General features: G+C 71.1%; 17 protein-coding genes. 6 read left to right on the forward strand and 11 right to left on the reverse strand.

The genetic code is table 11. The features are described 5' to 3' along the window. The first annotated feature begins 97 nt into the window (after positions 1-97). The gene (locus tag NAMU_RS21630; RefSeq protein WP_015749470.1) at positions 98-1057 is read left to right on the forward strand and encodes a sulfite exporter TauE/SafE family protein; all 960 of its coding nucleotides are present in this window, start codon (positions 98-100) and stop codon (positions 1055-1057) included. Here the strand turns inward: NAMU_RS21630 and NAMU_RS21635 are convergent. After that, positions 1042-1503, reverse strand: coding sequence for an NUDIX domain-containing protein (locus NAMU_RS21635; protein ID WP_015749471.1), 462 nt, complete (start codon positions 1501-1503; stop codon positions 1042-1044). The genes NAMU_RS21630 and NAMU_RS21635 overlap by 16 nt on opposite strands. 169 nt (positions 1504-1672) lie before the next feature. Here NAMU_RS21635 and NAMU_RS21640 point away from each other — a divergent pair, with 169 nt between their 5' ends. Beyond that, on the forward strand, positions 1673-2770 hold the full coding sequence (locus NAMU_RS21640) for a GAF and ANTAR domain-containing protein (RefSeq protein ID WP_015749472.1): 1098 nt from the start codon (positions 1673-1675) through the stop codon (positions 2768-2770). Positions 2771-2843: 73 nt separating this feature from the next. Here the strand turns inward: NAMU_RS21640 and NAMU_RS21645 are convergent, their stop codons facing one another. Then, on the reverse strand, positions 2844-3257 hold the full coding sequence (locus tag NAMU_RS21645) for a PIN domain-containing protein (protein ID WP_015749473.1): 414 nt from the start codon (positions 3255-3257) through the stop codon (positions 2844-2846). Beyond that, positions 3250-3468, reverse strand: a complete 219-nt coding sequence (locus NAMU_RS21650) for a type II toxin-antitoxin system VapB family antitoxin (RefSeq protein WP_015749474.1) — start codon at positions 3466-3468, stop codon at positions 3250-3252. Before NAMU_RS21650 ends, NAMU_RS21645 begins: the two co-directional genes overlap by 8 nt. Positions 3469-3742: 274 nt before the next feature. Here NAMU_RS21650 and NAMU_RS31525 point away from each other — a divergent pair, with 274 nt between their 5' ends. Continuing rightward, positions 3743-3874 carry a hypothetical protein gene (locus NAMU_RS31525; RefSeq protein WP_015749475.1) on the forward strand — a complete coding sequence of 44 codons (132 nt, stop codon included), beginning with the start codon at positions 3743-3745 and terminating at the stop codon, positions 3872-3874. A 119-nt stretch (positions 3875-3993) separates the two neighbouring features. On the opposite strand, the gene ychF is transcribed toward NAMU_RS31525, so the two are convergent. Continuing rightward, the gene (gene ychF / locus NAMU_RS21655; RefSeq protein WP_015749476.1) at positions 3994-5073 is read right to left on the reverse strand and encodes a redox-regulated ATPase YchF; all 1080 of its coding nucleotides are present in this window, start codon (positions 5071-5073) and stop codon (positions 3994-3996) included. A gap of 11 nt (positions 5074-5084) precedes the next feature. Next, a complete protein-coding gene (locus NAMU_RS21660; RefSeq protein ID WP_015749477.1) occupies positions 5085-5660 on the reverse strand; it encodes a hypothetical protein in 576 nt (191 codons plus the stop codon). Between the two features lie 68 nt (positions 5661-5728). Between NAMU_RS21660 and NAMU_RS21665 the strand changes: the two genes are divergently transcribed. Then, a complete protein-coding gene (locus NAMU_RS21665; protein ID WP_015749478.1) occupies positions 5729-6334 on the forward strand; it encodes a TetR/AcrR family transcriptional regulator in 606 nt (201 codons plus the stop codon). A gap of 12 nt (positions 6335-6346) precedes the next feature. On the opposite strand, the gene NAMU_RS21670 is transcribed toward NAMU_RS21665, so the two are convergent. Then, entirely contained in the window at positions 6347-6967 is a 621-nt protein-coding gene (locus NAMU_RS21670; protein ID WP_217180560.1) for a class I SAM-dependent methyltransferase, read from the reverse strand. A gap of 18 nt (positions 6968-6985) precedes the next feature. On the opposite strand from NAMU_RS21670, the gene NAMU_RS21675 reads away from it, so the two are divergent. Beyond that, complete coding sequence (locus NAMU_RS21675) at positions 6986-7876, forward strand: DNA-3-methyladenine glycosylase family protein (RefSeq protein ID WP_052308039.1); 891 nt, start codon at positions 6986-6988, stop codon at positions 7874-7876. A gap of 136 nt (positions 7877-8012) precedes the next feature. Then, complete coding sequence (locus NAMU_RS21680) at positions 8013-8204, forward strand: hypothetical protein (protein WP_015749481.1); 192 nt, start codon at positions 8013-8015, stop codon at positions 8202-8204. A gap of 72 nt (positions 8205-8276) precedes the next feature. On the opposite strand, the gene NAMU_RS21685 is transcribed toward NAMU_RS21680, so the two are convergent. From NAMU_RS21685 to NAMU_RS21705, 5 genes are all read right to left on the reverse strand, one after another. After that, positions 8277-9002 carry a sirohydrochlorin chelatase gene (locus NAMU_RS21685; RefSeq protein WP_015749482.1) on the reverse strand — a complete coding sequence of 242 codons (726 nt, stop codon included), beginning with the start codon at positions 9000-9002 and terminating at the stop codon, positions 8277-8279. Between the two features lie 60 nt (positions 9003-9062). Beyond that, a complete protein-coding gene (locus NAMU_RS21690) occupies positions 9063-9965 on the reverse strand; it encodes an ABC transporter permease (RefSeq protein WP_015749483.1) in 903 nt (300 codons plus the stop codon). Then, positions 9952-10845 carry an ABC transporter ATP-binding protein gene (locus NAMU_RS21695; RefSeq protein ID WP_015749484.1) on the reverse strand — a complete coding sequence of 298 codons (894 nt, stop codon included), beginning with the start codon at positions 10843-10845 and terminating at the stop codon, positions 9952-9954. The genes NAMU_RS21690 and NAMU_RS21695 overlap by 14 nt, the downstream gene beginning before the upstream one ends. A gap of 10 nt (positions 10846-10855) precedes the next feature. Then, positions 10856-11992: an ABC transporter substrate-binding protein gene (locus tag NAMU_RS21700; protein ID WP_015749485.1), complete on the reverse strand. Its 1137-nt coding sequence runs from the start codon at positions 11990-11992 to the stop codon at positions 10856-10858. 130 nt (positions 11993-12122) lie between these two features. Further along, positions 12123-13463 (reverse strand): sulfate adenylyltransferase subunit 1, encoded by a 1341-nt coding sequence (locus NAMU_RS21705; protein WP_052308233.1) that lies wholly within the window; start codon positions 13461-13463, stop codon positions 12123-12125. Positions 13464-13480: the final 17 nt, after the last annotated feature.

A 13480-nucleotide genomic window follows, 5' to 3' on the forward strand; every position in this document is an offset into this window, starting at 1 on the left:
CCCCGCGTTCCGACCTGATGCTGACGGCTTGACGGCATTTCAGTGTGGAACGCGGGCATCCGCCGTCGCCCCTCCCTGTCTTTTGGAGCCCGCCCCCATGCCCACACTCTTGCTCATCGCCGTGGTCGGTTTCGTCGCCCAACTCGTCGACGGCAGCCTCGGCATGGCCTACGGCGTCACCACGACGACGCTGCTGCTGGCCATCGGCACCAACCCGGCGGCCGCGTCGGCCACCGTGCATCTCGCCGAGATCGGCACCACTCTGGTCTCCGGCGCCTCTCACTGGAAGTTCGGCAACGTCGACTGGAAGGTCGTCGCCAAGATCGGCGTCCCCGGGGCCATCGGCGCGTTCGCCGGTGCCACCGTCCTGTCCACCATCTCCACCGAGATCGCGGCGCCGGTGATGGCCCTGATCCTGCTCACCCTCGGCGTCTACATCCTGGTGCGCTTCACCACCTTCGGGCTGCCCAAGGGCAACCTGGGCAAGCCGCTGCGCAAGCGGTTCCTGGGCCCGCTGGGCCTGTTCGCCGGGTTCGTCGACGCCACCGGCGGCGGCGGGTGGGGGCCGGTGGGCACGCCGGCGCTGCTGGCCAGCGGGCGGATCGAGCCGCGCAAGGTGATCGGCTCCATCGACACCAGCGAGTTCCTGGTCGCGGTGGCGGCCAGCCTGGGCTTTCTGTTCAGCCTGGGCTCGCAGGGCATCGACTGGTCCTGGGCCGCCGCGATCCTGCTCGGCGGGGTAGTGGCCGCACCGGTCGCCGCCTACCTGGTGCGGCACGTGCCGCCGCGGCTGCTGGGCTCGCTGGTCGGCGGCATGATCATCCTGACCAACACCCGCAGCCTGCTGCGCAGCGACTGGATCGACGCGCCCACCTCGGTGCAGTGGCTGATCTACGGGCCGATCGTGCTCATCTGGATCGCCGCGATCGCCTACTCGGTGCACCAGTACCTCAAGGGCAAGGCCCAGGAGTCGGCGGACGCGTTGCACCACGAGTTCGCCGCCCGGGAGGCGGCCCTGGTCGGCGCCGAGCAGCCGATCGGTCAGGCCGGCAGGTAGGTCCGCCGCACCGCGGGCCAGGTGCGGGCGAACCCGGTGTGCAGCGGCAGGTCGGCCACGGCCTCCGGCCGGACCCAGCGCAGTTCCGCACTCTCCGCGTTGGCCCGCAGGGTGACCCGGGCCAGCGACATGGCCACCACCGTCACGTACTCCCAGCCGTCGTGATCGTCGTGCCAGAGCCCGACCACCTCGACGTCGGCGGCCACGATGCCCGCCTCCTCGGCCGCCTCCCGCAGCGCCCCCTGGGCCGGCGTCTCGTGCGAGTCGCGGGCGCCGCCCGGGATTGCCCAGGTGTCGCCGTCGCTGGTCCACGCGGCCCGGTGCTGCAACAGGATCTCGGTCGACCCGCCGCGGGTGCGGGTGAGCAGCAGGCCGGCCGCCCCGAACCGACCCCAATGCCGGTGCCCGAGACCGCACCGGGCCCAGCCGTTGCCGTCGCCCTGCATCGCCCCGCCTCCGGCCCCGGTCTCGCGCCGGCTCGGTGCGCGGCTGCCCGCCACGGTAAACGGCCCGTTGCGCGCGAGGCGACGGAACCCGCCCGGCCGACTATTCTGGGGGGTGAGCCGGTCAAACAGCGCGCCGGTTTCTGCGATGTGTGCGTGACGGAGCGTGTTCATGAAGGTGAACCGGCCCGCGGAGCGCGCCTCGTTCGGTTCGTTCGTGCTCGACGCCGGGTCCGCCCGGTTCGTCGGCTCCGACGAGTTGGCGCTGGTGCTTGGCTTCGCCCCGGGTGATGTGGTGCTGACGCCGGCCGTGGTGCTGGCCCACCTGCATCCGGACGATCGGCTGGAATGGCAGGCCGGTCTGCAGCGATGCCTGGCCACCGGGCGACCCGTGGTGGTCAACCACCTGCTGCTGACCGCGGAGGCCGAGCCGCGCCCCGCGATGACGACGCTGACCGCGCTGACCGAGCAGGACCGGGTGCGAGCGGTCACCGGTGTGATCACCGACCTGAGCGACCGCGTCCGGCGGGCGACCGAGGCCGAGATCCGCCAGGCGGTCCGGGCGGCGGCCGCGACCCGCAGCGAGATCGACCAGGCCAAGGGCATCGTGATGGCCGCCTTCGACGTCGACGCCGACCAGGCGTTTGCCCTGCTCAAGTGGCACTCCTCGCAGAGCAACCGCAAGCTGCGGGACCTGGCCACCGGGATGATCGAGGGCTTGGCAGCGGCCAACTCCGCGTTGCCACTGCGGCGGCGGCTGTCCACCGTCTTCACCGACATGGGTTGCCCGGCGCCCTCCACCAAGGGCTGGACCGTGCCGGTCACCGACATCGGCCTGCCGCCCACGTCGGGGCTGATCCCGACCGCGTTGCTCCCGGGCATCCTGACCCGGGCCGCGCACGACGCATCGGTTGCCATCACCGTCGCCGACGTCACCGCACCGGACCAGCCGCTGGTCTACGCCAACCCGGCCTTCGAACGCCTGACCGGTTACGCCGCGGCCGAGGTGCTGGGCCGCAACTGCCGCTTCCTGCAGGCCGAGTCCGGCGATCCGCACGAGCGGTCGGCGATTCGCTCGGCGATCGCCAACGGCGACGCGGTCACCACCCTGATCCGCAACTTCCGCCAGGACGGGCACGCCTTCTGGAACGAGTTCCACCTGTCCCCCGTGCGCAACGGGGCCGGCCGGGTCACCCATTACATCGGCTACCAGCTCGACGTCACCGAGCGGGTCGAGCGCGATCAGCAGTTGGAGCAGCTGGCGTCGTAGGCGGGCTGACGTCGTCCCCGCCTCCGGTCAGACGTTGAAGCGGAACTCCACCATGTTGCCGCGCCGAACAACGTCACGATGATGGCGCGATGTACTCGTGCTGCAGATCGGTCACCCGAGCAATGTGGTCGAAGTCATGGTCCGCTGCCAGCACCGTCGCATTGTTCACCAACGCGTACCCCGCGATGAGAATGTCGAGCGGCCCAGCCGCACGAACCAGCCCCGCATTCCACAGTGCGCTTTGGATATCGAGAACCACGGACTCGTCCGGCGCGCGCTCAAGCGGAAACCCCAGGGAGATCCGCTCGCGATAGCGCGCGTGCTCCTGCGGGCCACGGGCGCTATGGCAGAACTCGAGCACCTGGGGCGGGCAGGTCACGAAGAGGTCGGCCGGCGCTCGCTCAATACGCCGCAGTCTCGCCACCATTCCCGGGTCCAACAGAATCGCCCTGGCCCAGACGGAGTTGTCGACCAGGTAGTCAGTCACGAACGATGATGGGGTACGAGGCGACAGGAGCGCCCAACTCGTTCGGCAGATCGGTCAGCTCCAGGATGCCGTCGATCATGGCTCCCCTCTGCTTCGAGGCGATGAGCCGGCGCAATGCGAGGTCGATGACAGCCCGGTTCGAGCGCTCGCCGGTGAGCGCCCTGGCGCGCTCGATCAACTGCGGGTCCAGGTCGACGCTGGTGACGGCCACGACACTCCTCCCGAACACTATATTTCCAACTATATAGCATCGCGCGCGGCGGGATACGATCAACGTCGAAGCCGGTCTTGAGCTCGACGAAAATCAGCCGGCCCCGCGATGACCGTGTCAGATCCCCCATGTCCGGCCGTGAGACGTTGAAGCGGAACTCCCAAGATCAATCGACTGGTCGTTCGGGCGCTCGACGCCATGCTCTCCGTGACGATCGCGCAGGAACGGGGATCGCCCGGGGCCAGGGCTGATCTTCCGAGAGAAAAGACCTACGGTGAAGGCGCTCCAAGGGTTGCTCGCCAAGCGCAACGAGTGCGCGCATCCCGGCAACTACGAGCCCAGCATCAATGACACGCTCGGCTACCTCGACGAGATGATGAAGCGGATAGAGGCCCTCCCGAAGTAGTCCAACCGGCACTTGCGCGGTTGCCGAAGGGCCTTGCCGCCTGGTGCCTTCGACCCGCCCTGCGAGCATGACGCCGTGGCCGCGCGCGCACCTGGGCAGGTGGCCAGGTGGCCGCGCTGCTACACGTTGAACCGGAACTCCACCACGTCGCCGTCGGCCATGACGTAGTCCTTGCCTTCCATCCGGACCCGGCCGCCCGCCTTGGCGGCGGCCATCGACCCGGCGGCGATCAGGTCGTCGAAGGAGACGATCTCGGCCTTGATGAAGCCCCGTTCGAAGTCGGTGTGGATGACGCCGGCGGCCTGCGGGGCGGTGTCGCCCTTGTGGATGGTCCAGGCGCGGGCCTCCTTGGGCCCGGCGGTCAGGTAGGTCTGCAGGCCCAGGGTGTGGAACCCGGCCCGGGCCAGCGCGTGCAGCCCCGGTTCGGACTGGCCGACCGACTCGAGCAGTTCCCGGGCCGACTCCTCGTCCAGCTCCAGCAGCTCGTGCTCGACCTTGGCGTCCAGGAACACGGCGTCGGCCGGGGCGACGGCGGCCAGCAGCTCGGCCCGCTTGGCCTCGTCGGTGAGCACCGCCTCGTCGGCGTTGAACACGTACAGGAACGGCTTGGCCGTCATCAGCGACAGTTCCTTGAGCAGGGTCAGGTCGACCCGCTTCCCGGCGGCGAACAGCGTGCTGCCGGCGTTGAGCACCTCGTTGGCCATCTTGGCCGCGGCCAGCACCGGCGCCCGGTCCTTGGCGTTGCGGGCCTCCTTCTCCAGCCGCGGGATCGCCTTCTCCAGGGTCTGCAGGTCGGCCAGGATCAGCTCGGTATTGATCGTCTCGATGTCCGAAAGCGGGTCGACCCGGCCGTCCACGTGCACCACGTCGTCGTCGGCGAAAACCCGGACGACCTGGCAGATCGCGTCGGCCTCGCGGATGTTGGCCAGGAACTTGTTGCCCAGCCCGGCGCCCTCGCTGGCCCCCTTGACGATGCCGGCGATGTCCACGAACGACACCACGGCCGGCACCGTCTTGGCCGACCCGAAGACCTCGGCCAGCCGGTCCAGCCGCGGATCCGGGATCGGCACCACGCCGATGTTGGGTTCGATGGTCGCGAACGGGTAGTTGGCGGCCAGCACGTTGGCCTTGGTCAGCGCGTTGAACACGGTGGACTTGCCCACGTTGGGCAGGCCGACGATGCCGAGGGTCAGACTCACGAGGCGTCAGTCTACGGACGATGCGCGGCCTGCTCGCCGCGTGCGGCCCGGGTGCCGGTCGCCGCCGCCGGCGGCTTGCGCGGGCTCACGGTGTCGCAGACCGCCACGATCACCTCGATCGCCAGGATGAGGCCCAGCAGGCCGACGGTGGATCGGAACGGCTCGAACGTGATGCCGGCGAACCACACGAGCCCGGCCATGACCGCGACGGCGATCACGGCGGCCAACCCGGTGCGGCCCACGTCCAGCCAGCTCGCCCGCATCTGGTCGATCCCGTACTTGCGCACCGGGGCCGGCCCGCCGGCGAACCGGTGGGCGAACCGAACGTCCGCCCAGCGGATCATGGCGTGCCCGTAGGCGACGGAGAAGCCGAGATAGATCGCCGCCAGCGCGTGCGCGGGGCCCGGCTCGGCCCCCGAGCGCAGGTGCAGCGCGGTGGCCACCAGCAACACCAGGTCCAGCACCGGCGCCAGCACCAGCAGGCCCGCACCCAGCGCCGGCCGGCGGAGCAGGTATCGCGCGGCCAGACCGGCCACGATCGCCAGCCAGAACCCGATCTCGCAGGCGAGGATCACCGAATAGATCATGAAGGTCTCCTTGTCAGCACGACTGTGCTGCTTAAACTAGCACAGTCGTGCTGCCATACAATGGCTGTGTGCCCCGACTCATCGACCACGACCGGCGACGCGAGGATCTGGCGCAGGCGCTGTGGCGGGTGGTCACCACCAAGGGGATCGGCGCCGTGTCCATTCGCGAGGTGGCCGCCGAGGCCGGCGTCTCCGCCGGGTCGTTGCGGCACCTGTTCCCCACCCGTGACCAACTGGTGATCGCGGCCGCCGAGCAGATGCTGCGCAACGTCGAGCGCCGGATCATGGCCCTGCCCCGGGACGTGCCGCCGGTCGAGTTCGCCGAATGCGCTCTGGCCCAGGCGCTTCCCCTGGACCCGGAGCGGCGGACCGAGTTCGCGGTCAATCTCGCGCTGGTGGCCGAGGAACCGGCCGTCCCGGCGCTGGCCGGCATCCGGCGGGAGACCTACGACGGGCTGCGCCAGCTCTGCCGGGCGGTGGTCGACGCGCTGCGACCCGCGAGCCCGGACCACCGCGATCGCCGCAGCGCGGAGGAGGCCGACGAAGCGGCCCGCCGGCTGCACGTGCTGATCGACGGGCTGGCCTTTCACCTCTTCCAGGGCGGGGACGACGGTGACTGGACGAGGCAGACCCTGCGGGGCGAGCTCGCGGCGATCGCGGCGCCCCGCGCGTGACCGCGGCGCAGGTCAGGCCGGTCGGCGCAGCACCGTGACGGCCCAGTCGGCCGCCGGGGTCCACGGGTCCAGGTGCCAGGTCGCGAACCGGTGCTCCACCGCCAGTCCCACCGCCTCCGCGTCGGTGGCCAGCGCGGTCACGGTGTAGTCGCGGTCGGTGGCGAACCCGGTCACCAGACGACCGCCGGGCCGCAGCAGCCCGCCGAGCACCGCCAGCACGTCCCGTTCGGTGCCCGGGGCCAGGTAGACCATCACGTTGCCGGGCAGCGCGACGAGGTCGAACCCGGTCGGCTGCCCGGCCGCGGCCAGCGCCTGCGGCGCGGCGAGCAGATCGCCGACCAGGAACGGCGGTCCGGGATAGCGCCGGCGGGCGATCTCGATCAACCCGGCATCGCGGTCGAGGCCGACCACCCGGTGCCCCATCCGGTGCAGGGCGGCGGCCACCCGCCCGGTGCCGCAACCGCCGTCCAGGATCGTCGACCCGCGGTCGGCCATCATGTCCAGGAAGCGGGCCTCGCCCTCCAGGTCGTTGCCCTCGGCGACCTGGCGGTTGAAGCGGTTGACGTACCAGTCCCACTTGTCGCCGACCACAGTCAGCTCCCAGCGGGTCGGCGGCGTGGACGGATCGGTCACCGGCGCATGATGACACGAGTGAGCGCTCCCCTGCCCGACCCCGTCGTCGTCGACCTGCCCGTGGCCGGCCCGTTCGCCGCCGACCGGCTGCTGGCCTTCCTGAGCCGGGAGTCGGTGCCGGGCGTCGAGTACGTCCGGGAGCGGGAGTACGCCCGGAGCCTGCGCCTGGGGTCGGGGGACGACGCCGAGGTGGGCACGATCCGGCTGCACCTGCCCGGTCCCGGTGACCCGCCGACGGTCCGCGCCGTCGTGCGGTTCGCCGCCCGGATCGACGAGGCCGTCGCCCGCTGCCGGCACCTGCTGGACCTGGACACCGACGGGTCGGCGGTCGACCGGGTGCTGCGGGCCGACCCGGGCCTGGCCGCGTCGGTGCAGCGGTGTCCGGGGCTGCGGGTACCCGGTCCGGCCGAGCCGGCCGAGACCGTGGTGCGGACGATCCTGGGCCAGCAGGTGTCGGTGGCCGGCGCCCGCACCGCGGCGACCCGGCTGGTCGCACTGGCCGACGACCGGTTGCCCGAACCGGTCGACGGGCTGACCCACCTGTTCCCGGAGCCGGCCCGCATCGCCGCGCTCGGACCCACCGCGTTCGTCGGCCCCCGGATCCGGGCCCAGGCCGTCGTCACCGCCGCTGCCGCGATCGCCGGCGGCACCCTGCGCCTGGACCGCACCGACGCGCACGCCCGCGGCGTGCTGCTGGCCATGCCCGGCATCGGGCCCTGGACCGCGGACTACCTGTCCATGCGCGTCTTCGGCGATCCCGACGTGCTGCTGGTCGACGACCTGGCGATCCGCCGCGGCGCGGGCGCCCTCGGGCTGCCGGATCAGCCCCGGGAGCTGGCCGCCCGCGGCCTGGACTGGCGGCCTTTCCGCTCCTACGCCGGCATGCACCTGTGGGCCGCCTCCGGCTGATCGGGCGTCCTCCGGCCGGCCGGGCTGATCAAAGCCGCGCCGGCAGGCGTGGATCGACGCCTTCACGCGGAGATGATCAGCGAACCGGCGACGAGGCGGGCACCAACGCACGCTCGGCCAACTAGACTCACGAACCGTGACGAGCACTCCGGACGGCAACCAGTCGGACAGCACGAACCCGGGCGAGGAGCACCGCTCCGCCGGTGAGGAGCTGGAGTGGATCGGCGCCGAGGTCGAGGCGCGGCCCAAGGTTCAGTTCTGGATCTGGATCGGCATCGCCGCGATCCTGGTGATCGCGCTGATCTTCATCATCGTCACCGCCCTTTAGGGCGTATCGACACCGCCCTTGAGGGCGTATCGACACCGCCCTGTAGGGCGTATCCACCCCGCCCTCGAGGGCTCAGGCGGGCATGACCGCCAGGGCCTGCAGATAACGCTGCACCACCAGTTCGGCCAGCGCGGTGCCCAACGGCAGGGCCACCTCCGCGTCCACCGCGCGGGCCTTCTGCGCGATCTGGTCCAGCAGGAGACCGGGCGCCAGGAACAGGGGCACCACCGCGATCCGGCGGCCGGCCGTGGTCGCCCGGGCCAGCACATCCGCCGCCGACGGGTCGCCGACGGTGCCGAAGCCCGCCCACACCGGCCCCACCCGGCGTTCGCTCCAGCGCCGGGCCAGATCGTGCACGGCCTCGTTGGCGGCGTCCCGGCTGGAGCCCACGGCATACAACAGGATGGCCTCGTGCGCGGAGATGTGCGCTCGGGCGGCAGAATCCTCCAGCGCGGACAGCACCTCTTCGCCCATGCCCAGGATGCCGGCCAGCCGCAGCGCCACCCCGGTGGCCTGCTGGGCGTTGCCCACCGCGGTCGGCACGTCGACGGTCGCGTGGAAGGCGTCGGTGAACAGCAGCGGCACCACGATTGCCTCGTCGAACCCGGCTCGGGCCCTGGCCGCCGCAATGGCCCCGTCCAGGTCGGGCTCGCTCAGGTCCAGGAAGGCCGGGATCGCCCGGAGCCCGGGCCGCAGCGCTTCCGCGGCCCGCATCAGATCCCCGATCATCACCGCGGCCCGGGGGTCGCGACTGCCGTGGGCCAGTCCGATCAGCGGCGGGAGGGGGCGCTCGGTCACCTGGTCAGGCTATGACGAGGGGGTGGGCCCGGCGACCCGGACCCACCCCCATGCGCACGATCAGCGGTTGCCGGTCAGCCCGCGGGCATCCAGGATGGCCCGCTCGAGCGGCCGGAACATGATCAGCTCGACCCCGACGCCGACCACGAAGATCAGGATCAGACCCGCGTAGAGCAGCGGCGCGTCGGACAGGTCGCGGCCCTGGTTCATCAGCTGGCCCAGGCCGAAGCCGAGCTTGGACGAGGTCACGATCAGCTCGGCGGCCATCAGCGACCGCCAGGAGAACGCCCAACCCTGACGCAGGCCGGCCAGGAAGCCGGGCAATGCGGCCGGCAGCAGCACGTGCCGGGCCTGGCCCCACCAGCCCAGGCCGAGCACCTTGCCCACCCGGGTGTACAGCGGCGGGACCTGGTCGATGCCGGCGGTCAGGCCGTTGGCGATGGAGGGCACCGCCCCCAGCAGCACGACCATGTAGATCATGGCCGGGCTGATCTGGAACCACAGGATGGCCAGCGGCACCCAGGCCACCGACGGCATCGACTGCAGGCCCGAGAGCAGCGGCCCGAAGGACAGCCGGATCCACTTGAACCGGGCCACCAGCAGGCCGATCGGCACGGCGATGACGATCGCCATCGCAAAGCCGATCAGGCCCCGGGACAGGCTGGTCCAGATGGTCTGCCAGGCCTGCCCGCCCTGCAGCAGGCGGACCAGCTCGTCACCGACCGCGGCCGGCGAGGGCAGCATCACCTCGGGCTTGACGCCCAGCAGGTAGACGATCTCCCAAATGATCAGCACGAGGACCAGGGCCAGCAGGGGCGGCACGATGGAGGTGCCCAGCCGGCGCCACCAGGGTTCGCGGTGCCGCTCCGGTTCCTCCAGCGCGTCCAGCCCGGCGCCGACGGCCGCGGTGTCCTCGCGTTCGACCTCTTCCTTGGTGATGACCGAATCGTCAAGCGCGGGCATGATCGGCGTCCTTCACCAGCTGGCGGGGCAACCCGGTGGCCACCGCGGCCGACTGGGCATGGCTGGCGATCTCCTCGCGCAGCCGCAGCGTGATCTCGGCGGCCAGCGCCCCCACCGCCGGGTGCTCGATGGTGCGGGGACCGCGGATGTTGATCTCCCACTCGCCGACGACCCGACCCGGGCGGGAGGACAGCAGCACGACCCGCTGACCGAGCCGCACTGCCTCGCGCACGTTGTGGGTGACGAAGACGATGCTGTTGCCGGTCTCCTTCCACACCCTGGTCAGCTCGTCGTGCATGACGTCGCGGGTGATGGCGTCCAGCGCGGCGAACGGCTCGTCCATCAGCAGCACGTCGCTGTTCTGGCCCAGCGCGCGGGCCAGGGCGACCCGCTGCCGCTGGCCGCCGGACAGCTCGTGCACCCGGCGGTCGGAGTGTCCGGACAGCCGCACCAGATCCAGCAGCTCCTCGATCCGGTTCTTGCGCTGGGCCCGCGGCACCCCCGAGTACTTCAGGGCCAGCGAGATGTTCTGCCCGGCGGTCAGCCACGGGAACAGGGCCGACTCCTGGAACATCAGCGCCGGTCGCCCGGTGCTGGTGACGGTGCCCGAGGTGGGGGTGTCCAGGTGGCTGATCAGGTTCAGCAGCGTGGACTTCCCGCACCCCGAGGCACCCAGCAGGCAGACGAACTCGCCGCGGCCCACGGACAGGCTGATGTCGTCCAGCGCCTTGACCGACCCGTGCCGGCCGCGGAAGACCTTGCTGACGTGGTCGATGCTGACGGCCGCACCGGCGTCGGCGGCCTTCTCGGCCAGCAGCGGCACCACGCGGGGGTCGTCCTCGTGGTAGGCGACTTCGGACTCGTCGACGAGTGTCGTCATGATGTCTCCTCTACTCCTGGCCGAGACCGGCCGCGCTGACCGGCTTCTCGCCCTGCTCGGCGAGGACGGCATTGAGCTGCCGCAGGTCGTAGATGCCCTTGAGATCGGGCACCTCGGACAGGGTGCCGGCGGCGACGCCGTTCTCGGCGATCGTGTTCAGCGTCCCGGCCAGCGGATCCCAGGTCGGTTCGATGTTGGCGAACGCCGCGGTGATGGTGGCGTCCTGCAGGGGCTTTCCGGTCAGCTCACCCAGCGCCTTGTTCAGGGCGGTCTGCGATCCGGCGGGATCGGCTTCGATCGCCTTGATCTCGGTGATTTCGCCACCGATCAGCGCCTTGATCGTGTCCGGGTGATCCTCCAGGAACTGCCGGGAGGAGATCAGGATGGTGGTCTGGAACTTCTCGTCCGGCCACAGGGTCTTCTCGTCGACCAGCACCTTGCCGTTGGCCTCGAGGGCCAGGCGGGACGCCCACGGCTCGGGCAGCCAGGCGCCGGCGATCTCCCCGCTCTTGAACAGATCGAGGGTCTGCGAGTTCTCCTGGTTGACGATGTCGACGTCGTCGCCACCGGTCGTCTGCACCTTCAGGCCGTTGTCCAGCAACCACTTGCGCAGGGCGACGTCCTGGGTGCCACCCAGCTGCGGGGTGGCCACCGTCTTGCCCTTGAGGTCGGCGGCCGAGTTGATGTCGGGCGAGACGACGAGGGCGGCACCGTTGTCGGTCGCGCCGGCGACGATCCGGATGGAGTCACCGTTGGACTTGACGAAGGAGTTGATGGCCGGGTTGGGGCCGATGAAGGTGGCGTCGATGGCGCCGGAGAGCAGGGCCTCGATCGCGGCCGGGCCGGCATTGAAAGTACTGGTCTCGAGCTTGGTGTCGCCCAGCGCGGACTGGAAGGTGCCGTTGGCGACGCCGAGCACGGCGGCGGCGTGCGTGACGTTCGGGAAGTACCCCAGGCGCAGGGTGTCGGCGGCGGTGCCGGCCGGCGCCGCGGAGCCAGCGGCCGAGCCGGAAGCGGCGGCCTGGGCAGTGGTTTCAGAGGCGGTGGAGGAGGAGCCGCAGGCGGTGACCAGCAGCAGGGCGGCCACGGCCCCACCGAGCAGGGCGACGGGTTTGACGCGGGCGAAACGAAGACGACTGGCAGACACGATGGTTCCTTCGGGCATGCTCCCGGTCACGGACCGGGGGTGTGGGCGTTGCTGGGACTGAGCGGGTAGGCGCGGCCGGTACAGGCCGGCTGGGGACATCGCTCCAGATCGATCACGTATTCCTGACAGCTCATGACAGCCAGTCCTCCTCGGTCTCGGCGGCGGGGGCAGCGGGGGTGGTGGTCTCGGGATGCAGGGCGGCCAACCGGTCGCCGACCATGCCGGCGGCCAGCGTGGTGCCGTCGGCCGGGTCGATGATCAGCAGCGAACCGACGGCGCCGCCGGGCCGATAGGCCTCGACCGGCACGGCATCGGCGGTGCGGATGGTCACCTGGGCGATGTCGTTGAGGGCCAACGACTCCGGCGCCGGCCCGTAGGTCAGCGAGTCGATGTCCAGCAGGTGGTCCAGCGAGGTGACCAGCGCCCGGGTCGAGGTCGCGCCGTACCGCAACAGGGTGCGGGCACCCGGCTTGAGCGGCTTGTCGGCCAGCTGGGTGACCGTTGCGGTGAACTCGACGACCGGGGTCGGGGCATCCTGCACCCCGGCGATCAGGTCGCCGCGGGACAGGTCGACATCGTCGGAGAGCAGCAGCGTGACCGAATCACCCTTGGTGGCCGACGGCCGGGGGCCGTCCGCGGTGTCGATCCCGGTGACGGTCGAGCGTCGCCCGGAGGGCAGCACGACGACCTCGTCGCCCGGGCGGACCGTGCCGGCCCCGACCCGGCCGGCGTAGCCGCGGTAGTCGGGCAGCTCGTCCGAGCGCGGCCGGATGACGTACTGCACCGGGAACCGCAGGGCCTCGTCCGTGTCGGCGGCCAGGTCGACCGTCTCCAGATGCTCCAGCACGCTGGGCCCGTCGTACCAGTCGATCCGCTCCGAGCGGGTGACGACGTTGTCGCCGTTGAGCGCCGAGATCGGGATGGAGGTGATCTCGTGGATGCCCAGACCCTTGGCGTAGGCGGAGAACTCACCGGCGATGGCGTCGAACACGCCCTGGTCGTAGTCGACCAAGTCGATCTTGTTGACGGCCAGCAGCAGGTGCGGCACCCCCAGCAGCGCGGCCACCGCGGCGTGCCGGCGGGTCTGCGCGACGACCCCGGTGCGGGCGTCGGTCAGGATCACCACCAGGTCGGCGGTGGATGCCCCGGTCACCGTGTTGCGGGTGTACTGCACGTGCCCGGGGGTGTCGGCCAGGATGAAGGTCCGGGTCGGGGTGGCGAAGTAGCGGTAGGCCACGTCGATGGTGATGCCCTGCTCGCGCTCGGCCCGCAGGCCGTCCACCAGCAGGGACAGATCGACGGTCTCCAGGCCACGAGCCTGCGAGGTGCGCTCCACCGCGTCGAGCTGATCGGAGAGCACCGACTTGGAGTCGTGCAGCAGCCGGCCGACCAGGGTCGACTTGCCGTCGTCGACCGAGCCGGCGGTGGCGAACCGCAGCAGCCCGCGGGCGTGTGAGAGCTCCTGCGCCAATTCGTGCGCTTCGCTGG

The sequence above is a fragment of the Nakamurella multipartita DSM 44233 genome (assembly GCF_000024365.1).
GTDB classification, from domain to species: domain Bacteria; phylum Actinomycetota; class Actinomycetes; order Mycobacteriales; family Nakamurellaceae; genus Nakamurella; species Nakamurella multipartita.